This window comes from Saccharopolyspora pogona (genome assembly GCF_014697215.1).
GTDB classification, from domain to species: Bacteria; Actinomycetota; Actinomycetes; order Mycobacteriales; family Pseudonocardiaceae; genus Saccharopolyspora; species Saccharopolyspora hattusasensis.
Window position 1 is genome coordinate 8,203,583 of record NZ_CP031142.1, and the last position, 26,256, is coordinate 8,229,838.

Below are 26,256 nucleotides of genomic sequence, written 5' to 3' on the forward strand. Positions count from 1 at the left end.
GCTGCTCGACCGAACAGGTGGCCGACCATCGGGATGCCTCCTCAGGTGGTACCGGTAGCCTGTCGCGACGTGCCTTCCGCGGTTGCGACAGCTCCACCTCGCCCGGCCCACGTCGAGCCGGTGGAGATCGAGAAGCTCGCCGATGTCATCGGCGCGCATGTGCTTCGCGCCCCAGGTCACAGCGCTGCCGCAGCGCCGGTGACCGGGGCGACCCTGCGTGCTCAGCACGTGCGTCCCGGCGACCTGTTCGCCGCCCTGCCGGGCATCCGCGTGCACGGCGCCGACTTCGCGCAGCACGCGCTGGATGCCGGCGCCGTCGCCGTGCTCACCGACCAGGCCGGGATCGACCGGGCCGCGCTCATCGAGCACCCCGCCGTCCGCGAGGGCCGGGTGTCGCTGCTCGTGCACGACGATCCGCGGGGCGTGCTCGGCGTGGCCTCGGCGTTGATCTACGGCGACCCGTCGAGCCGGTTGAAGGTGCTCGGCGTGACCGGCACCTCCGGGAAGACCACCACCACCTACCTGCTGGAGTCCGCGCTTCAGGCCGCCGGGTTCGGCACCGGGCTCGTCGGCACCGTCGAGACCCGCATCGCCGGCGACCGGCTGGACAGCGCGTTCACCACGCCGGAGGCGCCGGACCTGCAGGCGCTGCTGGCCGTGATGGTCGAGCACCGGGTGACCTACGTGCCGATGGAGGTCTCCAGCCACGCCCTGGCCATGGGCCGGGTCTCCGGCACCAAGTTCGCCGTCGGCGCGTTCACCAACCTGTCCCAGGACCACCTGGACTTCCACCGCGACCTGGAGGACTACTTCCGGGCCAAGGCCCTGCTGTTCGACGGCCGCGCCGAGCACGAGGTCGTCTGCATCGACACCGAGTGGGGCGAGCGGCTGATCAAGCCGCACACCATCACGGTGTCCACCGCGGGCGACGCGACCTGGTCCGCCACCGATGTGCGGGCGTACCCCACCGGGGAGCAGACCTTCACCGCGCACGGGCCCGACGACCTGGAGATGCACGTCCGGCTGCGGCTGCCCGGCCCGTTCAATGTCGCAAACGCACTGCTCGCGATCGGGGTCCTGCACGCCGCTGGGGTGCCCACCTGGGCGATCGAGCGCGGGCTCGCGGAGGTCGACGTGCCGGGCCGCATGGAGCGTGTCGCGCTCGGGCAGGACTTCACCGCTGTGGTGGACTACTCGCACAAGCCCGGAGCGGTGGCCGCGGTGCTCGACGCGGCCCGCGCGCAGGTCGACGGCAAGGTGATCGTCGTCCTCGGTTGCGGAGGCGACCGGGACGTCGCGAAGCGGCCGTTGATGGGCGAGGCGGCCGCCCGCCGGGCCGAGCTGCTGATCGTCACCGACGACAATCCGCGCAGCGAGGACCCGGCCGGCATCCGGGCGGCCATGCTGGCCGGCGCGCAGGAGGTGCCGGCCGGCCAGCGCGGCGACGTGATCGAGATCGGCGACCGCCGCGCGGCCATCGCCGCCGCGGTCGAACGGGCCGAGCCGGGCGACATCGTCGTCGTCGCGGGCAAGGGCCACGAGACGGGGCAGGAGGTGGCGGGTGTGGTGCACCCCTTCTCCGACCGGGAGGAACTCGCCGCCGCGCTGCGTCTATGTTTGGGCCAAAGGCCCAGGGAGCCAGAGGAAACCGATGTTCGTCGGGGGCAGGGCGACGAGGAGGCAAGTTGATCCGGCTCAGCCTCGCCGACATCGCGGAAGCGGTGGGCGGCAGGCTTCATCGTGCGGAAAGCTCGGAGATCGTAAGCGCGGGTGTCGAGTTCGACTCGCGCAAGATCGAACCCGGCGGGCTGTTCGTGGCCGTGCCCGGGGAACGGGTCGACGGGCATGACTTCGCGGCGCAGGCCGTCGCGAATGGTGCGGTGGGCGTGCTCGCCGCGCGGGAGGTCGACGCCCCGGCAGTGATCGTGCCGCGGGTGAGCGGCGACGCGGCGGGCGCGCTGGCGCTGGCCGGTGACGTGGACGGGTCCGGCGCCGCGGTGCTGGCCGGGCTGGCGAAGCTGGCCCGCCACGTGGTCGACCGGCTGCCGCAGCTCACCGTGGTCGGCGTGACCGGCTCGTCGGGCAAGACGTCCACGAAGGACCTGATCGCGCAGCTGCTGGAACCGATGGGGCCGACGGTCGCGCCGCCCGGCTCGTTCAACAACGAGCTCGGCCACCCGTGGACCGTGCTGCGCGCCGACGAGGGCACCCGGCACTTGGTGCTGGAGCTGTCCGCGCGCGGCGTCGGACACATCGCGAACCTGTGCGAGGTGGCTCCGCCGCGCATCGGCGCGGTGCTCAACGTCGGCCACGCGCACCTCGGCGAGTTCGGCTCGCAGGAGGCGGTGGCGCAGGCCAAGGGCGAACTGGTCGAGGCGCTGCCCGCCGACGGCGTGGCGGTGCTCAACGCCGACGACCCGCTGGTCGCGGCGATGGCCGACCGGACGAAGGCCCGCGTGGTTTTCGTCGGGGAAAGCCCCGGCGCGCAGGTGCGCGCGGCGGACATCGAGGTCGACGAGCTGGCGCGACCGACGTTCACGCTGGTCACCGCGCAGGGTGAGGCCCGGGTGACGCTGCCGCTTTTCGGCGAGCACCACGTGGGCAACGCGCTGACCGCGGCCGCCATCGCGCTGGAGCTCGGCGCGACCGTCGAGCAGGTGGCCGAGCGGCTCGGATCGGTGCGCCGGGTGTCCGCGCGGCGCATGGAGGTCAGCGAGACACCGGGCGGCGTCACGGTCGTCGACGACGCCTACAACGCCAACCCGGAATCCGTCCGGGCGGCGCTGAAGACGCTGGCCGCGATGACCCGCGGGCGCCCGGGCCGGGCGTGGGCGGTGCTGGGGCCGATGGCCGAACTCGGCGAGTTGGACGTACAAGCGCACGACGAGATCGGGCGGCTGGCCGTCCGCCTGAACATCGACCGGCTGGTGGTGGTCGGCGAACAGGCCCGGGCGATGCACCAGGCGGCATCGCTGGAAGGGTCGTGGGGAGAGGAGTCGGTTCTGGTGCCGGACATCGATGCGGCCGTCGCGCTGCTGCGCGCCGAGCTGCGTCCCGGTGACGTGGTGCTCGCCAAGGCGTCGAACTCCGCCGGGCTGTGGCGGGTCGCCGAAGCCCTGCTGGCCGCGGGAGATGCAGGGGGGCGCAAGCCGTGAAACCAATCCTGGTGGCGGCCGCCGTGTCGCTCGTTGTTTCGATCCTCTTCACCCCGTACCTGATCCGGGTGTTCTCCAGGCAGGGCTTCGGCCAGGAGATCCGGGAAGAGGTGCAGAGCCAGCACGCCGCCAAGCGCGGCACCCCGACCATGGGTGGCGTGGCGATCCTGGTGGCCATGTGGGTCGGCTACCTGGTGAGCCACCTGATGGGCGGCGACCCGATGACCGCGTCCGGATTGCTGGTGCTCGGCCTGACCACGGCCCTGGGCATCGTCGGGTTCCTGGACGACTTCATCAAGATCCGCAAGCAGCGCAACCTCGGGTTGAACAAGACGGCGAAGCTGGTCGGCCAGCTGATCGCCTCGGTGCTGTTCGCGATCCTGGCGATCCAGTTCGCCAACAAGCACGGCGTCACACCCGCGTCGGTGGAACTGTCGTTCCTGCGCGACATCTCGGTGATCTCCTTCGGCGTGATCGGGTTCGTGATCTTCGCCTACGTGGCGATCAGCGGCTGGTCGAACGCGGTCAACTTCACCGACGGCATGGACGGCCTGGCGGGCGGCACCGCGGCGATGGTGCTGGCGACCTACGTGCTGATCTCGTTCTGGCAGCTGCGCAACGACTGCTTCGGGGAGGCCGGCCCGACGGCGGGCTGCTACACGGTGCGGGACCCGCTGGACATCGCGGTGGTCGCCGCGGCGGCGATGGCGGCCTGCGTCGGCTTCCTGTGGTGGAACGCGGCGCCCGCGAAGATCTTCATGGGCGACACCGGTTCGCTGGCGCTGGGCGGCCTGCTGGCCGGGCTTTCGATGGTCACCCGCACCGAGCTGCTGATGATCGTCATCGGCGGCGTGTTCGTGGTCGAGGCGCTGTCGGTGGTGCTGCAGATCGTGGTGTTCCGCTCCACCAGGCGGCGGCTGTTCCGGATGGCGCCGTTCCACCACCACTTCGAGCTCGCCGGGTGGGCGGAAACCACGGTGATCATCCGGTTCTGGGTGCTGGCCGGGATCAGCTGCATGTTCGGCGTGGGCCTGTTCTACGCGGACTGGCTGGCGCTGGCCAATCCCTGACGCCGGTGCCGCTGCAGGGCTTCCGATCCGCGCGGCGGTGACGCGCGGCGGACGAGGAAACTAGGGAGACGACTCGGTGGCAGGGCGGTTCGAGGGGCGGAATGTGCTGGTGGCCGGCGCCGGGGTGTCCGGCCGCTCGGCCGCCGAGGCGCTGCTTGCGGTGGGTGCGGCGGTCACCGTCACCGACGCCGCCGCCGACCGGCTGGCCGCGCTGGCGTCGCTGCAGGCGCAGGGCGCGGAGCTGGTCGCCGGGCTGAGCGAGCCGCCGGCGGGCACCGACCTGGTCGTCACCAGCCCCGGCTGGCGGCCGGACTCGCCGCTGCTGGCGGCGTCGGTCGCGGCCGGGGTCGAGGTGATCGGCGAGGTCGAGCTCGCCTGGCGGCTGGACCAGGAGAAGGCGACGCCCGCCACGATGCCGATGGGCCGGCGAGCAGCGCCGGCTACCTGGCTGGCGGTCACCGGCACCAACGGCAAGACGACCACGGTCAGCATGCTGGAGTCGATCCTGCGCGCCGCCGGGGTCGACGTGGTGGCCTGCGGCAACGTCGGGCTTCCGGTGGTCGACGCGGTCCGCGCCGGGCACGAGGTGCTCGCCGTGGAGCTGTCCAGCTTCCAGCTCCACTGGTCGGACTCCGTGGCGGCGTTCGCCGCCGTCGTCCTCAACCTCGCCGCGGACCACCTGGACTGGCACGGCTCCCTCGTCGCCTACGGCGACGCCAAGGCGAAGGTCTACTCCGGCAACTCCGTTGCCGTCGCCAACGCCGACGACGCGTGGTCGACCCGGCTGTCCGCCGCTGCCGCGGCGGACGCCAGGAGGGTCTCCTTCACGCTGGGCGCTCCGCGGGAGGGCCAGCTCGGCGTCGAGGACGCCTCGCTGGTGGATCGCGCCTTCGGCGACGGTGTGGTGCTCGCATCGCTCGCGGACGTGCATCCGGCGGGCCCGCACAACGTGGCGAACGCGCTGGCCGCGGCGGCGTTGGCGCGGGCCCACGGCGTCGCGCCGGCGGCGGTGGCCGAGGGGCTGCGGGCGTTCGAGCCGGGGGCGCACCGGTCGGTGCCGGTGGCCGAGGCCGCCGGTGTGTCCTATGTGGACGATTCGAAGGCGACGAACCCGCACGCGGCGGACGCGGCGCTGCACGCGCACCCGAGAGTGGTGTGGATCGCGGGCGGCCTGCTCAAGGGCGCCGAGGTCGACGACCTCGTCGCGGCCAACGCCGATCGGCTGGCGGCAGTGGTGCTGATCGGCCGCGATCGGGACCGGTTCGCGGCCGCTCTGGCCCGACACGCCCCGGATGTGCCGGTCCGCGAGGTCGCGGCAGGGGACGATGCGGGCATGCTGGAAGCTGTTCGCGCGGCCAACGGGTTCGCGCGGCCCGGTTCGGTGGTGCTGCTCGCCCCGGCCGCCGCGTCGATGGACATGTTCACCGATTACGCCCACCGGGGCCGGGCCTTCGCCGACGCGGTGCGCGCGGTGCTGGCGGACGCTACGGCTGCCACGCACGGCGGGTGATCCGCAGTGACCACCGCGACCAAGCCCGCGCCCAAGCGCGCTGCGAGGAAGCGAGCGGGCTTGGGCGTGCTGTCGCCGCTGACCGCCTGGCTGACCCGGCCGCTGGCCTCGTTCCACCTGCTGCTGGCGGTCTTCGGCCTGCTGACGATCTTCGGCCTGGTGATGGTGCTCTCGGCCTCCAGCGTCGACGCGTTCAACAAGGACGGCTCGTCCTACAGCGTGTTCAGCAAGCAGGTGATGTACTGCCTGGCCGGGCTGGGGGTGTTCTACACCGCGCTGCGGATACCGGTCCGGCTGATGCGCCGGTACAGCCTGATCCTGCTGACTATCTGCCTGGGGCTGCTGGTGGCGGTGCTGACCCCGCTCGGCGCCAACATCAACGGGGCGAAGAGCTGGTTCGTGGTCGCCGGAGTGTCCTTCCAGCCGGTGGAGTTCGCCAAGATCGCCTTCGCGATGTGGGGCGCGCACGTGCTGGTCACCAAGCGCGGCCTGATGACGCAGTACCGGCACCTGCTGGTGCCGGTGGTGCCGGCGGCGCTGCTGATGTTCGCGCTGGTGATGATGCAGCCGGACCTGGGCTCGACGATCACGCTGTTCATCGTGCTGCTGGCGCTGCTGTGGTTCGCGGGCGCGCCGCTGCGGTTGTTCGTGGTGATGCTGCTGGGCGCGGTGACCGGCGGCGTGGCGCTGGCCATGGTCGCCGACTACCGGATGGCGCGGTTGACCGCGTTCCTGGATCCGCTCGGTGACCCGTCCGGCTCCGGCTACCAGGCGCGGCAGTCGTTGTTCGCGCTGGCCGACGGCGGGCTGTTCGGCCGCGGGCTGGGGCAGGGCTGGTCGAAGTGGCAGTACCTGCCCAACGTGCACAACGACTTCATCTTCGCGGTGATCGGCGAGGAGCTCGGGTTCGTCGGCTGCGCGATCGTGCTGATGCTCTTCGCCACCACCGCGTACGTGGGCATGCGCATCGCGTTCCGCAACACCGACCCGTATATCCGGCTGGTGTCGGCGACGTTGACCGTGTGGCTGGTGGGGCAGGCGATCATCAACGTCGGCTACGTCGTGGGCCTGCTGCCCACCACCGGGCTGCCGCTGCCGCTGATCTCCTCCGGAGGATCGTCGGTGGTCACTACGATGCTGGTGTTCGGCCTGCTGGCGAACTTCGCCCGGCACGAGCCCGAGGCGATCGCCGCGCTACGGTCTTTGGGACCAGGTCGGGTCGGCAAGCTGCTGCGGCTGCCGACCCCGGCGCCGTACCGGCCACCGGCCAAGCGGCGTCCGGCACGACCGACCCCACGAAGCCGGCCCGGCGCGAAGAGCTCCGGGGCGGCGGCAACTCGCCGGGGAGGCGGGAGCACGCGGGCGCGTGGTACGCGCAGCGGGCCCGGATCCCGGGCGCAGACACGAGGAGGACACCGTTGAGCGGGGACCAGACGGTCCGCATCGACCAGGCCGCGATGGCCGACCCTCGGGGTGCCGCCGTGAGCCGGCGGCCGCTGTCGGTGGTCGTCGCCGGGGGCGGCACCGCCGGGCACATCGAGCCCGCGCTGGCGCTTGCCGACGCGGTGCGCCGACTGCGGCCGGACGCCCGGGTGACCGCGCTGGGCACCGAGCGGGGCTTGGAGAACCGGCTGGTGCCGGCCCGCGGCTATCCGCTGGAGCTCATCCCGCCGGTGCCGATGCCACGCAAGCCCAACATCGACCTGCTGAAGCTGCCGCTGAAGGTGCGGAATTCGGTGAAGCAGACCCGCGAGGTGCTGGAACGTGTCGGCGCGGACGTGGTGATCGGCTTCGGCGGCTACGTCTCGCTGCCCGCCTACCTCGCCGCGCGCGGCCGCGTGCCGATCGTGGTGCACGAAGCGAACGCGCGCGCCGGGCTGGCGAACAAGGTCGGCGCGAAGTTCGCGGAACGCGTGCTGGCGGCGACCCCGGACAGCGGACTGGCCGGGGCGCAGACCATCGGCATCCCGCTGCGCGAGTCGATCACCCGGCTGGACCGCCTGCGCCTGCGGATGCAGGCCCGCCAGCACTTCGGGCTGCACCCGCACGCCCCGACGATCCTGGTGTTCGGCGGTTCGCAGGGCGCCCGCACCCTGAACACCGCGTTCTCCGGCGCGGCGGAAGCGCTGGGGCGCGCCGGGATCGGCGTGCTGCACGCGCACGGGCCGAAGAACACCATTGCGGTGCAACAGGTTCCGGGCGCACCGGAGTACACGGCCGTGCCGTACCTGGAGCGGATGGACCTGGCTTACGCGGCGGCGGACCTGGTGGTGTGCCGGTCCGGCGCGATGACCGTCGCCGAGGTCTCGGCCGTCGGGCTGCCCGCGGTGTTCGTGCCGCTGCCGCACGGCAACGGCGAGCAGGCGCTCAACGCGCAGCCGGTGGTCTCCGCCGGTGGCGCGCGGCTGGTGGCGGACGCGGACCTGACCACGCAGCGGGTCATCGACGAGGTGCTGCCGCTGGCGCTGGACGCCCAGCGGTTGCAGGAGATGAGCCGGGCGACGCTGGGCACTGGCCACCGCGAGGCGGACCAGGTGCTGGCGCAGATCGTGCTGGAGGTTGCCGGACGATGACCGGACCGTCTACTTCGGACTTCGACGCCGTGCTGGCGCGGGTGCACCTGGTCGGCATCGGCGGGGCCGGGATGAGCGGCATCGCCCGCATCCTGCTCGCCCGCGGCCAGCAGGTGTCCGGCTCGGACGCCCGCGACTCGCGCACCGTCCTGGCGCTGCGGGCGCAGGGCGCGCACATCGGCATCGGCCACCAGGCGGAGAACCTCGACCAGTTCGACGCGGACCCGACGGCGGTCGTGGTGTCCACGGCGATCAAGCCGGACAACGCCGAGCTGGTCGAGGCGCAGCGGCGGGGGATCACCGTGCTGCGCCGGGCCGAGGCGCTGGCCGCGCTGATGGCCGGGCACCAGGTGGCCTGCGTGGCGGGCACCCACGGCAAGACGTCCACGACGTCGATGCTGACCGTGGCGTTGCAGCACTGCCGGTTCGACCCGTCCTTCGCGATCGGCGGCGACCTCAACGAATCGGGCGCGAACGCGCACCATGGCGACGGCAGCATCTTCGTCGCGGAAGCCGACGAGAGCGACGGCTCGTTCCTGGTGTTCGCGCCGTCGGTGGCGGTGGTTACCAACGTCGAGCCGGACCACCTGGACCACCACGGCACCGCCGAGGCGTACGTCGCGGTGTTCGACGAGTTCGTGCGGCGGATCGAGCCGGACGGGGTGCTGATCGCCTGCGCCGACGACCTGGGTGCTGCCGAGCTGGCGGACCGGGCGGAGAAGTCCGGCGTCCGGGTGCGGCGCTACGGGAAGTCGGTCACCGGAGACGCCGACGCGCGGCTGGTCGGCTACCGGCCCGAGCACGGTTCCGGCGTCGCGACCGTGCAACTCGGCGGCAAGACCATCGACGTGCAGGTTTCGGTGCCGGGCGAGCACATGGCCGGCAACGCCGTCGCGGCGCTGCTGGCCGGGTTGGAACTCGGCGCGCCCCTCGACGGCCTGCTCGAGGGGCTCGCCGCCTTCGGCGGGGTCCGGCGGCGGTTCGAGTTCAAGGGCCGCGCCGACGGCGTCCGCGTCTACGACGACTACGCCCACCACCCCACCGAGGTGGAGGCGCAGCTGCGGGCGGCCCGGCCGGTGGTCGGCGACGGCCGGCTGATCGTGGTGTTCCAGCCGCACCTGTTCTCCCGCACGGCGGTGTTCGCGAGCGAGTTCGCGACGGCGCTGGGCCTGGCCGACGAGGTCGTCGTGCTGGACGTCTACGGCGCGCGGGAGGACCCGCAGCCCGGCGTCACCGGCGAGCTGATCGCCGGCGAAGTTCCGCTGCCGAGCGGAAAGGTGCACTACGAGCCGTCCTTCACGGCGGCCGCGCCGCTGGTCGCGGGCCTGGCCCGGCCCGGCGACCTGGTGCTGACGATGGGGGCCGGGGACGTGACCATGCTCGGCCCGGAGATCCTCCGCGAGATCGACTGCGACACCGCGGAGGAGCAGGGGTGACCCCCACGCGCCGCCCCGCAACGGAGCGTCCCGGGCTGCGCAGCACCCGGGGCCGCCCGGTGCGGGGCGGCGCGACGGCGCCGCCGAAGTGGCGCCGCTGGGCGCTCCCGGCCGTGCTGGCCGCGGTGACCGTGGTGGCGCTCTTGCTGTACTTCACGCCCCTGCTGGGCGTCCGGACGGTGCAGGTCGCCGGCAACGCGACGCTCGGCCAGGAACAGGTGGTGCAGGCGGCGGGCATCGAGCCGGGCACGCCGATGCTGCAGGTCGACGTCGACGAGATCCGCAGCCGCCTGCAGGCCTTGCCGGAGATCGCGGCGGCGCAGGTGTCGCTGAGCTGGCCGTCGACGGTGCAGGTCGAGGTGACCGAGCGGGTGCCGGTGGCGTTCATGGTGGCCCGCAACGGGATACAGCTCGTCGACGCCGGCGGCGTGCCGTTCGAGGTGGTGCCGGAACGCCCGGCAGACCTGCCGGAGCTCCAGGTGCAGGCGGCGTCGCAGGACGACGCGGCGACCAAGGCGGCGATGACGGTCCTGATGACCCTCTCGCAGCCGGTCCGCGCGGAGGTCACGGCGGTGATCGCGGCGCGACCGAACGAGGTCCGCCTGCTGCTGACGGGCGACCGCGAGGTCGACTGGGGTTCGCTGGAGGAAACTTCCCGGAAGGCGGCGATCCTCCCACCCCTGCTCACCCGCCCGGGCAAGGTCTACGACGTGACCACCCCAGCCCTCCCAACGGTGGCCTGAGCGGGCCGGTAGTCCAAGGCGGACCGAACACCCCCCGAAAGGCGTGCCGGACATGTCGGTCCGGCGGGTGCAGTACGAATTCCCAGGTCAGTGGCGGCCGTACGACCTGAACGTCCCCGAGGACCTCAAGTCGCTCCAGATCATCTGGGACCGAAGCGTCCAGTGACCTTGCCGGCCTGCGTTGTGGTCGGGGCCGTGAGTCTTTTGGGCTGCTATAGGACTCCTGGGCTTTCGCGGTTATGCGGCTGCGTTTGCCCAGGCTTGGTGGACGGCGAGGGTTTCCTGGGTTGTTGCTGGTCGGGGTGTAGTGGGTTGAAACCGGGTGGCGATGGTGGTGCGGCGGAGTTTGGTGAGCGTGTCCTGGTAGGCGGGTTCGGGTTTTGCTGGTGTACCAGGGTGCGGCTTGGCGGCGGGCCGTGATGTCGCCGGGCTGGTGGCCGGTGAGGGCGTACCAGCAGATCACCAGGCTGTGGGTGAGGAATCCGAAGGGGACGGTGCGTTCGACCGCGCGTGGGGTGCGGTTTTCGGCGTGGCCGACGCCGGTGTGGTGGATGCGCTGATCTCGGTGCCGTTAGCGGCAGCGCGGTCGATGGCCGCGATGACCCGTTGGCGACGACGCGCGGAGTCGGCGTGACGACCGTCCAACATGGACCGGGTGCGGGCGCTCGACGAGGCGGTTTTCCTTGTGTGCTGGGCGTTTGTAGTGCTCATGCGATGGCTTCCGGTGCGGTCGCGGGAAGGGGTGCAGACGCGGCCAGCCGGAGTGTGGGCATCCCGAGCGGGACCGTGTGAGCGCCGCGGTGACGGCGCACCACGGCGACCGCGTCGTCGATCTGAGCGCGCTCGGTGTCGTCAAGCTCGGCGATGTCGCCTTTGATTGTCTAGAACCCAGGTGCCACGCCGGGGTCAGTATTCACGTGCCGCCGACACGGTGCGGGACTCGTGGTGCACGAGTGTTGCGTCCAGCTTCATCACCGCATCCTTCCACAGCTCGGCCAGGCGAGCGGATTCGAATGTCCCGCCGTGTGTGAGCACTGTCATCGTCGTTGTGCCTTGATAGGACGTCAGGAACGTGAAGCAACTGCCACCGGGTGGCAGCCACGGCAGTGGAATCGCCTCTTCGAAGGGGCGGCCGTTCCAGGTTAGCTGACCTGGAATGCGTAGACCTGAGACCGCGAGGCCCGATCGGAGCGGGTGCGCGACACGCAGGTGCGCCCAGTCGCCCGCCCGCTCCGCCTGGCCCGCGTTCACGACGCGCCAGAACCGCTTCCAGCGGTCGAGGCGTTTCCTGCTGGTGGACTTGATGGCGGCGTCCAGCGCGTCGACCGGTGAAGCGGCGCCGGATTGCAACGGCACACGAACTAGGCCGAGATGGTTACCGATCGGCCCGTCGGGTTCACCGTCCTCTCGAGTGTCCAGCGGGACGACCACGTGCGTGAGGCCACCGGGACGTGACACGTGGGAGTTCGTTCGCTCCCGGTCCAGCGCACCGAGTGCGACCGCCATAGCGCCCAGGTAGACCTGGTTCACGGTTGCGCGGCGTGCCCTCGCGACGGCCTTAATTATGTCGGTCGAAAGCTGCGTGTACGCCAGCGCCCGTTGTTGCCCTGCCGGATCGGCCAGCGGCGGCCATGCGGGACTCGGCCGGTACGTCGTGAGCAGGTCGGGTCCTAGTGCGAGCGTCCGGAGAATGCTCGCCAAGGGGCTGGGGCTGGGGCTGGGGCTGGGGCTGGGGCTGGGGCTCGGGTGCGGCTCCGCGGTGCTCGCCGGTGGCTCCTCCGCGCTCAGCAGGGTCTTGAGCGTGTGCACCGCCCCTGCGGCGTCGTGAACAGCGTGGTGAGTCAGGTAATGCAACTCCCAGCGGTCTTCCTCTGGAACCGCGACGAGCCACATTCCCCACAGCGGTCGTGTGGCGTGGTGCTGCAGCAGTGACTGTGCCGGGCTGTGGCCGTGCTCCGGCAGGTCACCCGCGTTGACGTGATCGTTGATGTCGAACTTCTCGTCTCGCACCCAGACGACGGCACCGGCCTCGATGTCGAGGCGATGAATGAGTGTGGGCACCAAGGCCACCCGCTGTGCGACATGACGTCGAAGTTCCTCGAGCGTGGGTGGCTCGCCTGACGCGCGGAGAACGAAACCGAAATAGAGATCCGATGGTTCGGACCACCCCTGTCCCATACCGAAGAACGTCCTGGTCCACAGGTTCGCGCGTGGTGTTTCGGTCGGTGTCACGGTGTCTCCTAGTGCTCGCTGCGGTGTTCGAGGAGGAACTGCCGGTATGAACGCGGTGAACGGCCGGTCAGACTCGCGTAGTCAACACTGACATCGATGCCCACTTTCTGACCTGCCGCGACGAGATTGCTCGAGTGCGGTCCTGTCGTTCATGCGTTGACTCTGAGGCGGACTTCCTGCTACTGCTCCAGTTCGTCCTCGAACGTGATGTATTCGCCGGAGCGGTGATCCGCAGCGCCCTCGGTAAGCCGTCGCAACACCGCGGTGGCCTGTGCGACAGGAGTTAGCCGCCCGGCTGCCCGTTCGCCTTCGATCCAGGAGGCGATGCGTTGTTCCCACGGGTTACCACTCGCGGCGGCCTTCTCGGCGCCCGCCAGTGTGATACCGATGTCGACGAGGCCGGGGTGGTAGCTGAGCACCGTGACGCCCAGGCGCCGCGTCTCGGCGGCGAGATTCTCGGTTAGCTTGATCACAGCCGCCTTCGACACCGAATAGGCTGTGGCATACGGCCATCGGTACACACCCGCGTGGCTGACGATGTTAATGATGCGTCCATTTTGCCTACGCACCATGTACATCAGTGCCGCCGAGCTCATTACCATCGTGCCGCGGAGGTTGACCTCCATCGCCTCCCACCACTCACCTTCGTCGAGCTCCCAAGTGGGGCCGACCGGTCCGGCCAGCCCCGCGTTGTTCACCAGGACGTCGAGTGAGCCGAAGGTGCCCTCCACGTGCTCGACAACCGCAGACGCGGCCGCTTTGTCCGTAGCGTCGGCAACCACCGCGTCCGCCACGATGTTCGCGGCGCGCAGTTCGTCACGTGCCGCCAAGAGCGCTGTCTGGTCTCGGCCCGTGATGACGACGACGGCTCCGGATCGCCCCAGTTCCTCGGCGAAGGCGCGGCCGAGTCCCTTGGCTCCACCGGTGATGAGAATGATAGGTGCCCGGCCGGTCAACTCTGCGCCTCGCTCCACTGGTCCTTCAACTGACGCACCTGTGCCTTCCCTGTGGCGGACCGGGGAATGGCGTCGATCGCTTTGATCCAGCGGATCTTCTTGTAAGGTGCCACGCGGTTCGCGACGTACGCCGTCACCTCGGCCAGATCGACCGGCACCGCGGGAACGACGAACGCTGCCGGGATCTCGCCGGCCAGCTCGTCAGGAACGCCGAGGACAGCCGCATCGCTGATGGCCCAATGGCTCAGCAGGATCTCCTCTAGCTCCGCCGGCGCGACCTGATGACCCTTGTACTTGATCAGCTGCTTGAGACGGCCGGTGATAGTGACGCGACCGTCAGCGGATCTGCGGGCCACGTCGCCGGTGTGCAGCCAGCCCTCGTCATCGGTAAGAGGCCGGACTGAGCCGTCCTCGTCGAGGAATCCCGGCGACACCTGAGGCCCTCGCACCCAGATCTCGCCGCTCTCGCCGTCCTGGCCACTTTCCGGGTCGACGAGCCGGATTCCGGTGTGGGGCAGCGCCATCCCGATCGACGAAGGCACAGGTTCCGCTCCGTCCGGTGGAGCGAAGGTGCAGCCGGCCTCGGTCATGCCGTAGCCCTGGACTATCGGAGCACCCAGCATCCGGGCGCAGGTCTGCGCCACGTTCTCAGGCAGTGGTGCGGCACCTGAGTACACGAGTCGCAGGCTGCTCACGTCGCGGCCTGCGATGTCCCCCCGCATCGCGAGTTCGGTTAGCACACTCGGCACCAGGTACGCCACCGTGATCCGGTGTGCCTCGACGACCTCGAGCAGGTGGTCCACTGTGAACGGACCGCTGACGGTGACCAGCTTCCCTCCGGCGCGTAGCGAGGGATTCATCGCCATCTGCATGCCGTAGATGTGCCGGAACGGTGTCAGTCCGAGTACCACGTCCCGCTTCGTCAAGTGGTGCACCGCGTCGATCTGGTCCAAATTGGACAAGAGATTTCGGTGAGAAAGCACGATTTGCTTCGGTGTGCCGAGAGAACCGCTGGACGCCACCAGCAGCGCTGTGTTGGTGTCACCGGGAGCCGGCTCGTGCTCCGTCGGCGGTTCACTCAGCCACCGCGACCACGGCACCACGTCGACGTGGTGCCGTGGTCGCGGCAACACGTCGACGTTAGCCCGCCCCTGAGGCGCTCCTGTCTCGCCGAGCACGATCGCGGTCCGCAACGACGCCGCAGCGGGAACGGCGGCAAGTCTTTCCCACGTCGCAGTGTCCGCTACGACGTGGCGTGCCGCGCATCGGGCGAGAACATGTTGCCATTCGTGCACGCTGCCGGACGGCTCCAGTGGCAGTACGACCCCACCTGCCAACAGCGTGCCGTGGTAGGCCACGACGAACTCGGCGCTGTTGTTGCACACCAACGCGACCACTTCGCAAGGGGTATGCACGCGCCGCACCAAAGCTGCCGCGAAACGGTGGACCGCATCACGAAGCTCCGCATATTTGTAGGCGCGCCCGGTTCCATGCTCCACCAATGCTGTTCGGTCCGATAGTGAGGCAGTCCAGACCGAATCGGAGAGGTTGCGCGTCCACTGCGCGGCTGCGATCAACTTGCTCATGACAACTCGGTTCGTTTGCGTGCCACGATGAGACCGTCGGCAATCGGAAGCATGACCGACTCGACGCGGTCATCCGCCCGAACGTGGCTGTTGAACTCGTCGATGGCCTTCGCGTTGCCAATCGGGAAGTCGTCCGCCGCCTCGCCGTAGTAGAACGTGTTGTCGGCGAGTAGCAGGCCGCCGGGTCGCATGCGTGGCACGAGGAGCTCCCAGTACTGCTGGTAGCTCACCTTGTCAGCGTCGATGAACACCATGTCGATGTGCTCGGTCTTCGGCATCGCCCTCAGCGTGCCCGCGGCTTGTCCGAGCCGGACCTCTATCCGGTCGGCGACACCCTCCTTTTCCCAGGCCTGCTGGGCGATCTCGGTCCACTCGCTGGACAGGTCGCAGGTGACGATCTGCCCGCCGGCTCCCAATCCCCGAGCCATGGCCAGTGTGGAGTAGCCGGTGTAAGTGCCGATCTCCACGATCCGGGAGGCGCCGGTGAGCTGGACAAGCAGGGTGAGCAGCACACCCTGCTCGTGTGGGATTTGCATCTCCGCAGATGCGCCGAGCGCGTTCGTCTGGTCGATGAGCCACTGCTGGGCCTGCGTGGGAGGTTCGGTTTGGCGCAATAAATATTCGTACCGTCGTTGGTTCATCACGATGGTCTTCAGTTCGGGCGATTGCAGGTCAGTCATGGGAGGAACCTTCCGAGGAAGTTGGACGTGATGAGGTTCCAGAGGTTCATGGAGCTATCGGTCACGCTTCGAGCGACCGCGTCGATCTCGGCGGAGCGGGCCCCGGCCCAGTCGGCGGGAACGACCAGCGGCATGCTACCCAGGTCGTCGAGCACCACCATGCAAAGGCGCAGCAACTGCATGGCGAACCCCTGGCGGCAGATCTCCGTGCGCCGCACGTGGAAGTAGGCATCATAGAGATCGCGCCTCTGATCCGTGACGATGTCGGCCTCCTGGCCCGCCGTGCGCAACAGCGATTCCCCGCCACGAGCGAGCCGGTGCGCTACCGCCATGTGCACCACCCGGTTCGCCTTGCTCGCCGCGGTGAGTGGCGCGGTCGCGTGCGCCGGGTGCTGCTTCCTGACCTCGCGCAGCAACGCGGGCACGAGATCGTAGTCGCGTGCCCAGCGTCCGCTGAAAGCGCTTTCGGCCGCGGCCATCTCCGGCCTGATGGTGCGGTCGTACACATCAACCGAGCAGCTTCCTGCGTACAGCAACAGAAGCGAGTAGACGTCGTACGTCAGTGCCGCACCGCGAATCAGCTCCGAGGAGGGCCGCCGCTGCCTGGTCAGCTCTTTCAAGCAGTCGGCGAGGACTCGCCATACACAGAAGGTTGTCTGGTGCCCGATCCACCAGCGGTACCTCGCCAGCGCACACTCGTCGCCGAGCGGTGACGGTCCCCACCCTGGGGGCGGGTGCATGTCGCAGTCGACGGAGGCGAAGCCGACGTCGGGATAAGGAAGCCGAAGGATTTCAAGGCCTTGCACGCCCTGGCCAAAGACGCGGGCCAGCTCACCAACGGAGGTCATTCAGTTCACCTGATTCTGGTTTTCGAGCTCGTCCGCGAACTCGTCGAGCACTTCGGCGGCGCGCAAGACATCCGCGCGCAGCGGGCGGTCCGGTTCGATGGCCGGAACGGCCTCGATCAGCCGGTCGAGCACGGTGACGCATGCCGGGGCGGTCGGCGCCCGGCCTACGTGGACCGCCTGCCGCAACGCCACGGCTAGCGAACCATGCAGCCACCGCAAGGATTCCGCCTGATCAAGCGCGCTCAGTGCGGCTTGAGTGCCGAAAGGCACGACGTCCTGGTTGTGCAGATTCGTCGGCACGCTCTGCATTGACGCAGGCGTGCAAGTGCGGCGCATGTGCACGACGGCCGACGTGGCAACCAGCTGAACGCCCTGCACCCCGTGCTGCTCGCCAGGTGTCGTCGCCAGCATTGGAGGCAGACCTCCGTTGCGGTGCGGATCGACCATCAGATCCAGCTGCCGCTCAGCGAGGTTCGCGATCTGCACTGTCACGAGCGACAACAGATCCGCCGCGAACGCGACCGGCTGACCGAAGAAGTTGCCGCCGTGGACAATTTCGCCGTGCTCCGGAAAGAACAGCGGGTTGTCGCTGATACCGTTCAGATCCGTCCGCACAACCTGGTCCGCATGGGCAATCGATGCCGCAGCGGCGCCGAGCAGTTGCGGCACGCACCGGATGCTGTACGGCTCCTGCAGACCACGGTCACCGGTGGGCACGGTGCCTTGCAAGAGGTTACGCATGTGCTGCGCGACCTCAGCGGCTCCTGGATGCGCGAATGCGCCCATCAGATGAGGCGAGAGGTAACCGGTGGCGCATCCCAGCACGTCCGCCATCACCGCCGACAACGTCCACGCGACGACGTGAGATCGCCGGATTGAGGCGAGTGCCAGCCCGGCCGCCGCAGCCGTGAGCGACGTACCGTTTACCAGGCCTAACGCGTCCCGTCCGTCCAGCTCCAAGGCTGGCAACCCACTTTCGACCAAAGCTTGCCCCGCAGGCATCCGCTGCCCTCCGTGATAGGCGGCGCCGATGCCGCGTAACGCTTGTACGGCATGGGCGAGCGGGACGAGGTCACCACTCGCGCCGACCGAACCGATTCGCGGTACGGCGGGGGAAAATTCGGTGCGCAACATCGCCGCGAGTGCTTCCAGCACGGTGTAGGAAACACCCGAGCGTCCTTGTGCGAGCGATCGCAGCCTGATCAGCAGCGCTGCCCGTACCACTGCGGGCTTCAGGTCGTCTCCTTGCCCGGTGCTCAGATGGCTGAGCGTGTTCTCGCACTGGTCAGCGGAGTTGACGCGTCCGCTGAAATCCACCAGCGGTCCGAATCCTGTAGTCGCTCCGTAAACCGCCTGACCTTCGGTCAATGACTGCATCATGAAGGCCCTGCAGGCGAGGACGCGGTCTCTTGTTACCTCATCGATACGGATGTTCAGCGGCTGTGCGGCCGACGACAACATTTCCGGAGTTAGTTCTCCCGAGACGTCGATGATCGGGGTCGACAGCGCACTGGTCCCGGACATCATGAAAAGACCTCCACATTGCGAACGAGACCGCCAACGATAGGATTCGGCGAGCGCCGACCAACCGCTGCGGGGTCAAGAGATTCGGATCAGTGCTTTGATGGCGGTGCGGTTGTCCATCTGGCGGTATGCCTCCGGCACGGCTTCCAGGCCAACGGTGAGATCGAACACCGGCGAGGAGTCGATGCGGCCGTCCAGCACACGGTCGATCAACCGGGGGATGATGACGCGGGCGGGCGCCAGACCACCCGTAATCTTTAGGTTGCGCAGAAAGACCTGCTCTGCGCCGGGCAAAGCGGCGTGCGGGGCGCCGACGAGCGCGACCGTGCCGCCGTCTCTGACCGCACCCACCGCGGTGTCCATCGCCTCCTGGGTACCGACACAGTCGACCACCGCGTCAACGCCATGTCCTGCGGTGAGCTCGCGAACACGTGCGACGGCGTCCGCTCCCCGATCCGGCACCGTCTCGGTCGCACCGAACTTCTGCCCGACCCGAGCCCGCAATTCGTGCCTGCTCAACAGAAGGATTTCCGCCGCACCCGCAGCACGCGCCGCGAGCACAGCGCACAAGCCGACCGCTCCGTCACCGATTACGGCCACCGTCGACCCGGGCCCGGTGCCCGCGTTGCCGATCGCATAGTGGCCGGTCGACATGACATCGGCCAACGCCAGTACCGACGGGAGTCGTTCGTCCTCCGCCGTCATCGGCAATGCGATCAGAGTCGCGTCGGCATAGGGCACGCGGACAGCCTCACCTTGCCCTCCGTCGCTGCTGCCACCCCACATCGCGCCGTCGGCGCAGGATGTCGGTAGCCCCTTCCGGCATGCGGTGCAGGTGCCGTCGGCCCACATGAACGGAGCCAGCACCAGCTGACCTCGGCGGAAATTCTCGACCGCGTTGCCGAGTTCCTCGACCACGCCGAGGAACTCGTGGCCAGCCCGTGGGCCCGGAGGGATTTCCCCGAGGCCGCGATAGCCCCACAGATCGGTACCGCAGACGGCGGCGAGCACGACTCGAACAATGACATCTGTTGGTTCGACGAGAACTGGATCCGGGACGTCCTCTACGCGAATTCCGTGGACACCGGTGCGAACTGCGGCACGCATTTCGTCCCCTTCATTTCCGATATTGAGTAGGTCTGCATCGGAACTCCTTCATGGCGGCGGCGCGAGTGCTCCCTCGTCCATCGGCGGAATCCTGTTGGGTATACGCGCACCGCACGTGCTCAAGTTGCTCGGTCATGTTCCTAGTTCCTCCGCCGCTGCAAACCAAGCCATCAGCTGTTGCGCAGCATCTTCGCGACGAGAAAGGCGACCTTCGACGGACTGCTGGCCGTTCAGGAGCGGATCACACGCGGTCTTGTGCGGGAGGTCCGCGGTCAGTGAGCGCCTGCGGACCACCGAGACACTCGGTGACATCCTCACCGGTGAGTTCGACGTGAACCCCTCCCCGGATGAGCACTGAGCGCCCGATGAACCTCGAAGAAGCCTTCGATCTCGTCCGCGATCCGGTCGAAATGCTCTGTCTTCAGGACGTCTTGGACGTTTCGGTGTTGGCATGTACAGGATCACCTTGTGGGTGATACGCGACAGGACCAGAGACAAGTAGGCAACGATGTATATCGATACATTGAAATATGCCCGAACGGGCAGCTTTCAATGTCGTTCTTGCACTGGTTCCCGGCGTCCTACTCCGACTTCAGTTCCAACCTGCGCTTAGATGATTGATTCGTGCGCCCAGGAGGGCAGGAGGTGAAGGCGTGACGTAGCGGTGGATTTTTCTGTTCGTAAGCTCGTCGTCGCTTGCCGGCGGCCTAAGTCCGGTCCGGGAATGGTCAGGCAGCCCGGTAGCAGACTGCGGCCAAGGCTGATCCCGGACGACGGTTTCACGCGCTGCGAGACAAGGTCTTCCGCAGGGACGTCTTGTGGCGTGGGTGGGTCGCGGTCAGGGCAAAGGCAAGATCACTGTGTGTTGCGCCCTGCAACTTGGAGTGACAGGAGGGGGAGTGTTCGTGTGCGGTCCCTGCTGATCCATTCGGTTGTCCGGCGGATGTCGTTGTGTCCAGTTATGCGAAGCATCGATATTGCGGTATTCCGTAATGTTGCCAGTATATGGGCACCGGTCCCGGTATAGATTTGTTGTGCGTCTTCGTGGTATGTCGTGTCACGGACGTGATGGCTTTTGTTTTCTATTCCCCAGTGGTCGCGGACTTGGTCGTGTAGGTCTTCGGCGGTGACTGTGGTGGTGTTCTGGCTGGTGATGATCCAGGCGCGCTCTTTGCTGACGAGTTCTCCGGAAAAAGTTGTTTCTTCTCGTTTGACGCAGGCTACGGAACGCGCGTGTGGGAAATCGATTCCGCCGGCGTCGGTAATCCAGGTAGTCCAGCGGCGTATCCGGCCGTGGGTGTCATCGACGACGACATGATGCGGTGTTTTCCGCAAGAGCGGAAGAACGCGGTCGAATACCTTTTCCTTAAGCACCGCTTGATTTCCCTTTACTGTCATGACGTAGTCGAATCCGCGTTCGCCGGCAATGTATTCGGCGGTCTCTCACTGGGTGTGCGCGGCGTCCATGGTGACCACCACACGGCCGTCCACACCGCGGGAGACACCGTCGAGCAGGGCCGTGACCTGGGTGATCTCGTTGGTTCCCGGAGGAACGGCCACTTGGGCGACGGTGACACCATCGCAGTGGATCATCGCGGAGAACAGCGTGAACGACTCGTGATCCCCGATCCACGAACCGCGCAGCACTTTGCCGTCGATAGCCAGCCGCAACGTGCCGCCCGGGATAGGCCGGGCATGACGCAGCAGCCACGGCCCGATCAGTCCTTCCAGCTTCGCTACATCGACATCTTCCAGCGCGCGCCGGATCGTGGACGTATCCGGGACACGGAAAAAGCCGCGGAACCAGCACCATCGTCCACCTATTTTCCGCAGTAACGACGCCGGCAGATCGGCGACCTGGTCGGCGATCTGCCGGAAATTCGAGGCGCCCGCCAGCACAGCGATCAACGACGCCGCGAGAAGGAACGCCAAACTATACACGCGGCCCTTCCGCTTACGGCGATCCGGCACCTTGCCGAGCAACTTCATCAGTTCCGCCAGATCGGCATCGTCACCGCCGGCGCTACCCGGAAACGACGCCCATGACGAGCCATGAGAAAATGACAACGGATGGCCTTCTTCTGGAGTTTGGTTATTTCGCAATCTCCATGATCCCAGAAGGAGGCCATCCTCCATTTCCCGGCCCAGCACGCCAACCCGGCCGGCAACCCTACGAGCTGAGTTGATCACTCAGCGCGATCTTGCCTTAGCCCTGGGGTCGCGGTGCACCGCAATGGCGGGCACCCGGTATCGACAAGACCACTCTGGCCGAGGTTGAGGAGTACGGCGTTGACCGGCTGCTCGGCGAGTTGGCCACGGAATTGCGGGAAGGGGCGTATCGACCGTTGCCGACGCGGTGGGTGTTGATCCCGAAGCCCGGCACGAGTGAGCGGCGTCCGTTATCGATTCCGACGGAGGCGGCATACTGCCGCGTCGTCCAGTATCTTCTTCACCCGGAAGGCCTTTCTTGGTGGAGTAAGCGATATACCCAAGCGCCGCAAATCCCCAGCAAGATAAGGCCTTTCCTCTTCTCAATCCCGCAACGACACGCCCCGACACGCTTGATCAGGGTTTCTAGACGGCGGACCACCCCGCTTCGGCACCGGCGCGAGGCCGTAGTTCGCTGATCGCCACCGCGCGGTGCCCACCTCGTCCGGCCCGGTGCTGCCTGCTGGTATTCATGGCGGTGCGGGCCTGCCAGCACCTCGGTTTCCGTGGGTTCCAGCAGCTGCGACTGCTGCTGGCGAGGGACATCGCCGCCGGGGGTCAACCCCGAGTTCAGACCGGGGGACCCGCCTGAGGCCGTCGCGTCGGCGGTGTTCGGCGCGGTGAACGCCGCCGTGGTGGAGGGGATGTGCACTGTGGACACCGGCGCGCTGACCCGGGCCGCTGACCTGCTGACCAGTGCCCGACGGCTGCTGCTCGTCGGCAACGGCGGCTCGGCGTTCGTCGCGCAGGCCGCGGTGCTCAGGTCCGTCAGCATCGGCTGCCCGGCGGATGCTCCGGCGGATGCGGTGACCCAGCAGATCACCGCTCGGTTGCTGGGCCTGGGCCCGGAGGGCGTGTGCGTGCCGATCGGTTCCAGTGGCGCCTCGGCCTGGACCGACTACTTCTGGCCCGCGCTGGTCCTGCAACGAACGGATTTGGTGCTGCAGATCGGAGTGCGCAGCTTCCTGTTCGCCGAGGACGAGAACTGGGGAGCGGTGATGGCGGACTCGGGCCTGGCCTGCCTGCCGATCTTCGCCCTGTACCTGCTCCTGCAACGCCAGGTGCTGGACGCCTTCGTCCGCTCCGGCCTCCGCTGAGCCCTCCCCCCGACGCCCGGGATTTCCGCAATTTCAATTGGAAATCAGAGCTCTGATTTCCATTGAAATTGCGGCACCGGGCACCCCATCGAGGGCCGCTCGGTGTGCGGGATGGCCGTCGGTGACTGACTTCTTCGAGCTGGTCAACAGCTCGCAGCTGAAGATCCCCGAGGGCAAGCACTTCTGCATCCCCGAGTCGAGTTCGGCACGCCCTACGGCCGAACCGACGACCACGGCGTGACGCTGCTGAGCTCCCAAGGCCTCCCCGCCGCTTACGTCTCCGCAGGTCAGAATCCGCGGGTGCCATTGCGCCATTGCGCCATTGCGCCATAGCGCCATTACGCCATAGCGCCGAAAAGCACTCACGGGCCTTCGTCGGCGGGAACGAGAGTGGCCGACGGGTCTGGTCCGCCCCTAATGGCGCATTGACTTGATCGGTGGGCGATCAATAGCGTCGGCAATCGTTTTCCGGCGCGACGGGACTTACCGGGGGTGATCGGCTTGGCTCGTCCGGGTGTCGGCCAGACCAGTCGGCGCGGCTTCCTGCGGGGAGTGGGCGCCGCCGCCCTTGCCGCGCCCGCGCTCGTCGGCTGCGCTCCGGCGCAGAATCCCCGCGAGATCACCTTCTGGAACTTCTACGGGCCCGGCGGCCAGCAGAAGTCCCAGAGCGACTGGGTCGTCCAGTTGGCCGCCGAGTGGAACGCCACCCATGACATCAAGGTCCGGCTGCGCTACGTGCCGACCAAGGACTACACCTCCGGGCCGACGCTGCAAACCTCGTTCAGCGCGGGCGCGGGCCCGGACGTCTTCCTGCTCAGTCCGGGCGATTTCCTGCGCTACTACAACGGCGGCGCGCTGGCCGACCTCACCCCGCACCTGGATCCCGCGGTGCGGGCCGATTTCCTGCCGCAGGTCCTGCGGACCCGGCTGGTCGACGACCGGGTCTACGGCCTGCCGATGGAGATCGAGCCGCTCGCGCTCTACTACAGCGAGACCGCCTTCGAGCAGGCCGGGCTCGCCGAGGGCGACCTGCCGCGCACCTGGGACGACCTGATCGCGGTGGCGGAGCGGCTGACCACCCCCGACCGCTTCGGGATGCTGTTCGAGACGAACCCCGGCTACTACCAGAACTTCACCTGGTACCAGGCGATGTGGATGGCCGGTGGCGAGGTGTTCACGCCCGACCAGCGCCGCGCCACCTTCGACAGCGGAGGCGTGCATGCGGCCCTGAAGTTCTGGCACGACGCCGTGACCGCCGGGGTCGCGCCGCGCCGCGTGCGGGGCTCGGGCGGCAACGACTCGATCTCCAACATCGCCGACGGGTACTGCGCGATGCAGCAGCTCGGGATCTGGGGCATCGCCGAAATCGCCGAGCAGGCCCCGGATTTCCGCTACGGCGTCACCCCCATGCCGGCCCCGCCCGGCGGCGCCTACACCACGTCGCTGGGCAGCTGGGCGATGGTCGCCAACGCCAAGGGCGCCAACCCGGAGGCAGCGGCCGAATTCGTGGTGTGGGCGCTCGGTTCCACCGATCCGGCGTGCATCGAGCGGATGCGGCGGTGGAACACCGTCGCCAAGACGAACCTCCCGCCCCGCTACTCGGTCCAGCGCGCCGCCCAGGAGCACGGCGCGTTCGACCGCGGTCCGATGCGGGTGTTCGCCGAAGAGGTGATGACCGAGGCCAGGCCCGAACCGAGGTTCCCACCGGAGGTCTACCGGGCGATCTCCGACGCGTTGCAGTCCTGCCAGCTCGACGGCGGGGACCCGGCGTCGGCCGCCGGTGCCGCCGCCGAGCAGATCGACACGTTCTTGTCCACCTACGACGGAGCGCCGATCCATTGAGCCCACGACGAACGAGAGACAGCCGATCCGACGCCGCGGCGGCGTTCGCCTTCCTCGCCCCCGACGGGCTCGGACTGCTGCTGTTCGTCGCGATCCCCACGGCCCTGGCGCTGGTGGTGGGCCTGTTCGACGTCGACGGCTTCGGCAACATCTCCTGGGCCGGGCTGGACAACTTCCGGCTGATGGCCGGCGACGGCCTGCTGTGGCGCAGCTTCGGCATCACCGCCACCTACGCGGTGCTGTTCGTGCCGCTGGCGTTCGCCGCCGCGCTCGGGCTCGCGCTGCTGGTCAAGGACCACTTCCCGGGCGTCGGGGTGGTGCGCGCCGCGCTGTTCCTGCCGAACGCGGTGAGCCTGGTGGTCATCGGCCTGCTGTGGCAGTTCCTGCTCACCGACAAGACCGGCGCGGTCAGCCGGTTGACCGGCCTGGACGGGGTTTCCTGGCTCGGCGACCCGAATTTGGCGCTGGTAACCCTGGTGCTGATCAGCGTGTGGTTCCTGATGGGCTACCAGATGCTCATCTTCCTCGGCGGCCTGCAGGACATCCCGCGCGAGCTGTACGACGCGGCGATCGTGGACGGTGGCGGGCCGTGGCAGCGGTTCCGCCACGTGACCTGGCCGATGCTGCGCCCGACGAGCTTCTTCGTGCTGGTCACCTCGACGGTCAACGCGGTCACCGGCATGCAGGCGTTCGACCTGGTCTTCGTCACCACTTCCGGCGGCCCGGCCAACGCCACCACGACGGTCGTCTACTACGCCTACCAGCAGGCCTTCCAGTTCGGCCGGTTCGGCTACGCGGCGGCGATCTGCGCGCTGCTCGTGGTCTCGCTCGGCGCGGTCACCGGCGCCATGTTCGCTCTGACCAGGGGAGGTCGTTTCGATGCGTAGGACCCCCGGGCGGGCGGTGCTCGCCTACCTGGTCGCGCTGGTGACGGTCGCGCCGCTGCTCTGGTTGCTGTTCAGCGCCTTCCGGCCGGAGTCTGAGCTCTACGACCTCGGCTGGCCCAGCGAGCTGACGCTGTCCAACGTGGCCTACGTGCTGACCGAGGTGCCGTTCCTGCGCTACCTGGCGAACAGCGCTTTCGTCGCTGTCATCGTCACCGTGATCGCGCTGTTCCTGCACTCGATGGCGGCCTACGCGCTGGCGCGGTTGTCGTTCCGGGGCAGGGGATTCGCGTTCGCTTCGGTGGTAGCGACGCTGCTGATCTCGCTGCCGGTGATCCTCGTGCCGCTGTTCATCGTGGTGCGCGGGCTGGGCCTGGTCGACACCTACGCGGGCCTGATCGTGCCGGGGCTGTTCAACGCCTTCGGCATCTTCCTGCTCCGCCAGTTCTACCTGGGTGTGCCGAGGGAACTGGAGGAGGCGGCGCACCTGGACGGCTGCGGGCACTGGCGGATCTACTGGCACGTCATCCTGCCGCTGAGCCGCCCGATGCTGGCGGCCTTGGCGGTGCTGTTCTTCCTGGCGAACTGGAACTCGTTCCTGTGGCCGCTGGCGGTGGCGCAGGACGAGTCCCTGCGGGTGGTCCAGGTCGGTATCGCGTCGCTGCAGGGCCAGTACGCCTCGAAGCAGCACTATGTGATCGCGGCGGCGCTGCTGGCGGCCATCCCGACGGTCCTGGTCTTCCTCCTCGGCCAGCGCTGGCTGGTCGCCTCCCTGAAGACCACCGGCCTCCGCTGAGCAGCGGAA

At 68.4% G+C, this 26,256-nt stretch carries 22 protein-coding genes and 1 pseudogene; 13 read left to right on the forward strand and 10 right to left on the reverse strand.

Annotated elements, in window-relative coordinates; all coding sequences use genetic code 11:
- Nucleotides 1-120 precede the first annotated feature (120 nt).
- From DL519_RS38875 to DL519_RS38915, 9 genes are all read left to right on the forward strand, one after another.
- Nucleotides 121-1,689 (forward strand): UDP-N-acetylmuramoyl-L-alanyl-D-glutamate--2,6-diaminopimelate ligase, encoded by a 1,569-nt coding sequence (locus DL519_RS38875; protein ID WP_190822292.1) that lies wholly within the window; start codon nt 121-123, stop codon nt 1,687-1,689.
- A complete protein-coding gene (locus DL519_RS38880) occupies nt 1,686-3,155 on the forward strand; it encodes a UDP-N-acetylmuramoyl-tripeptide--D-alanyl-D-alanine ligase (RefSeq protein ID WP_190822294.1) in 1,470 nt (489 codons plus the stop codon). The genes DL519_RS38875 and DL519_RS38880 overlap by 4 nt, the downstream gene beginning before the upstream one ends.
- On the forward strand, nt 3,152-4,225 hold the full coding sequence (gene mraY, locus DL519_RS38885; protein WP_190822296.1) for a phospho-N-acetylmuramoyl-pentapeptide-transferase: 1,074 nt from the start codon (nt 3,152-3,154) through the stop codon (nt 4,223-4,225). Before DL519_RS38880 ends, mraY begins: the two co-directional genes overlap by 4 nt.
- 76 nt (nt 4,226-4,301) lie before the next feature.
- The gene (gene murD / locus DL519_RS38890; protein WP_190822298.1) at nt 4,302-5,735 is read left to right on the forward strand and encodes a UDP-N-acetylmuramoyl-L-alanine--D-glutamate ligase; all 1,434 of its coding nucleotides are present in this window, start codon (nt 4,302-4,304) and stop codon (nt 5,733-5,735) included.
- A gap of 6 nt (nt 5,736-5,741) precedes the next feature.
- The gene (ftsW, locus tag DL519_RS38895; protein ID WP_190822300.1) at nt 5,742-7,157 is read left to right on the forward strand and encodes a putative lipid II flippase FtsW; all 1,416 of its coding nucleotides are present in this window, start codon (nt 5,742-5,744) and stop codon (nt 7,155-7,157) included.
- Between the two features lie 35 nt (nt 7,158-7,192).
- Complete coding sequence (gene murG, locus DL519_RS38900; RefSeq protein ID WP_190824484.1) at nt 7,193-8,308, forward strand: undecaprenyldiphospho-muramoylpentapeptide beta-N-acetylglucosaminyltransferase; 1,116 nt, start codon at nt 7,193-7,195, stop codon at nt 8,306-8,308.
- Nucleotides 8,305-9,744 carry a UDP-N-acetylmuramate--L-alanine ligase gene (gene murC / locus DL519_RS38905; RefSeq protein ID WP_190822302.1) on the forward strand — a complete coding sequence of 480 codons (1,440 nt, stop codon included), beginning with the start codon at nt 8,305-8,307 and terminating at the stop codon, nt 9,742-9,744. Before murG ends, murC begins: the two co-directional genes overlap by 4 nt.
- On the forward strand, nt 9,741-10,487 hold the full coding sequence (locus tag DL519_RS38910; protein WP_190822304.1) for a cell division protein FtsQ/DivIB: 747 nt from the start codon (nt 9,741-9,743) through the stop codon (nt 10,485-10,487). The genes murC and DL519_RS38910 overlap by 4 nt, the downstream gene beginning before the upstream one ends.
- A 403-nt stretch (nt 10,488-10,890) precedes the next feature.
- Nucleotides 10,891-11,121 carry a hypothetical protein gene (locus tag DL519_RS38915; RefSeq protein ID WP_190822306.1) on the forward strand — a complete coding sequence of 77 codons (231 nt, stop codon included), beginning with the start codon at nt 10,891-10,893 and terminating at the stop codon, nt 11,119-11,121.
- Between the two features lie 272 nt (nt 11,122-11,393).
- Here the strand turns inward: DL519_RS38915 and DL519_RS38920 are convergent, their stop codons facing one another.
- The 10 genes and pseudogenes from DL519_RS38920 to DL519_RS38965 form a co-directional block, all read right to left on the reverse strand.
- Complete coding sequence (locus DL519_RS38920; protein ID WP_223840432.1) at nt 11,394-12,665, reverse strand: wax ester/triacylglycerol synthase domain-containing protein; 1,272 nt, start codon at nt 12,663-12,665, stop codon at nt 11,394-11,396.
- Nucleotides 12,666-12,898: 233 nt separating this feature from the next.
- The gene (locus DL519_RS38925; RefSeq protein WP_223840039.1) at nt 12,899-13,693 is read right to left on the reverse strand and encodes an SDR family NAD(P)-dependent oxidoreductase; all 795 of its coding nucleotides are present in this window, start codon (nt 13,691-13,693) and stop codon (nt 12,899-12,901) included.
- The gene (locus tag DL519_RS38930; RefSeq protein WP_190822310.1) at nt 13,672-15,261 is read right to left on the reverse strand and encodes an AMP-binding protein; all 1,590 of its coding nucleotides are present in this window, start codon (nt 15,259-15,261) and stop codon (nt 13,672-13,674) included. The genes DL519_RS38925 and DL519_RS38930 overlap by 22 nt, the downstream gene beginning before the upstream one ends.
- Entirely contained in the window at nt 15,258-15,941 is a 684-nt protein-coding gene (locus DL519_RS38935; protein WP_190822312.1) for an O-methyltransferase, read from the reverse strand. The genes DL519_RS38930 and DL519_RS38935 overlap by 4 nt, the downstream gene beginning before the upstream one ends.
- Nucleotides 15,938-16,561, reverse strand: coding sequence for a hypothetical protein (locus tag DL519_RS38940; protein WP_190822314.1), 624 nt, complete (start codon nt 16,559-16,561; stop codon nt 15,938-15,940). The genes DL519_RS38935 and DL519_RS38940 overlap by 4 nt, the downstream gene beginning before the upstream one ends.
- 228 nt (nt 16,562-16,789) lie before the next feature.
- The gene (locus tag DL519_RS38945; protein WP_190822316.1) at nt 16,790-18,316 is read right to left on the reverse strand and encodes an aromatic amino acid ammonia-lyase; all 1,527 of its coding nucleotides are present in this window, start codon (nt 18,314-18,316) and stop codon (nt 16,790-16,792) included.
- A gap of 72 nt (nt 18,317-18,388) precedes the next feature.
- Nucleotides 18,389-19,420 (reverse strand): zinc-binding dehydrogenase, encoded by a 1,032-nt coding sequence (locus tag DL519_RS38950; RefSeq protein ID WP_190822318.1) that lies wholly within the window; start codon nt 19,418-19,420, stop codon nt 18,389-18,391.
- 170 nt (nt 19,421-19,590) lie between these two features.
- A pseudogene (locus DL519_RS38955) lies at nt 19,591-19,889 on the reverse strand (3-deoxy-7-phosphoheptulonate synthase); the annotation flags it as partial.
- A 386-nt stretch (nt 19,890-20,275) separates the two neighbouring features.
- Nucleotides 20,276-20,848, reverse strand: a complete 573-nt coding sequence (locus DL519_RS38960; protein ID WP_223840433.1) for an ISAs1 family transposase — start codon at nt 20,846-20,848, stop codon at nt 20,276-20,278.
- A 15-nt stretch (nt 20,849-20,863) separates the two neighbouring features.
- Nucleotides 20,864-21,487: a transposase family protein gene (locus DL519_RS38965; RefSeq protein ID WP_190822320.1), complete on the reverse strand. Its 624-nt coding sequence runs from the start codon at nt 21,485-21,487 to the stop codon at nt 20,864-20,866.
- Nucleotides 21,488-22,248: 761 nt separating this feature from the next.
- Here DL519_RS38965 and DL519_RS47815 point away from each other — a divergent pair.
- From DL519_RS47815 to DL519_RS38990, 4 genes are all read left to right on the forward strand, one after another.
- A complete protein-coding gene (locus tag DL519_RS47815) occupies nt 22,249-22,725 on the forward strand; it encodes a hypothetical protein (RefSeq protein ID WP_223840040.1) in 477 nt (158 codons plus the stop codon).
- A 501-nt stretch (nt 22,726-23,226) separates the two neighbouring features.
- Complete coding sequence (locus DL519_RS38980) at nt 23,227-24,567, forward strand: ABC transporter substrate-binding protein (RefSeq protein WP_223840041.1); 1,341 nt, start codon at nt 23,227-23,229, stop codon at nt 24,565-24,567.
- Nucleotides 24,564-25,454, forward strand: a complete 891-nt coding sequence (locus DL519_RS38985) for a carbohydrate ABC transporter permease (protein WP_190822322.1) — start codon at nt 24,564-24,566, stop codon at nt 25,452-25,454. The genes DL519_RS38980 and DL519_RS38985 overlap by 4 nt, the downstream gene beginning before the upstream one ends.
- Entirely contained in the window at nt 25,447-26,247 is an 801-nt protein-coding gene (locus DL519_RS38990) for a carbohydrate ABC transporter permease (RefSeq protein ID WP_190822324.1), read from the forward strand. Before DL519_RS38985 ends, DL519_RS38990 begins: the two co-directional genes overlap by 8 nt.
- The last annotated feature ends 9 nt before the right edge of the window (nt 26,248-26,256 follow it).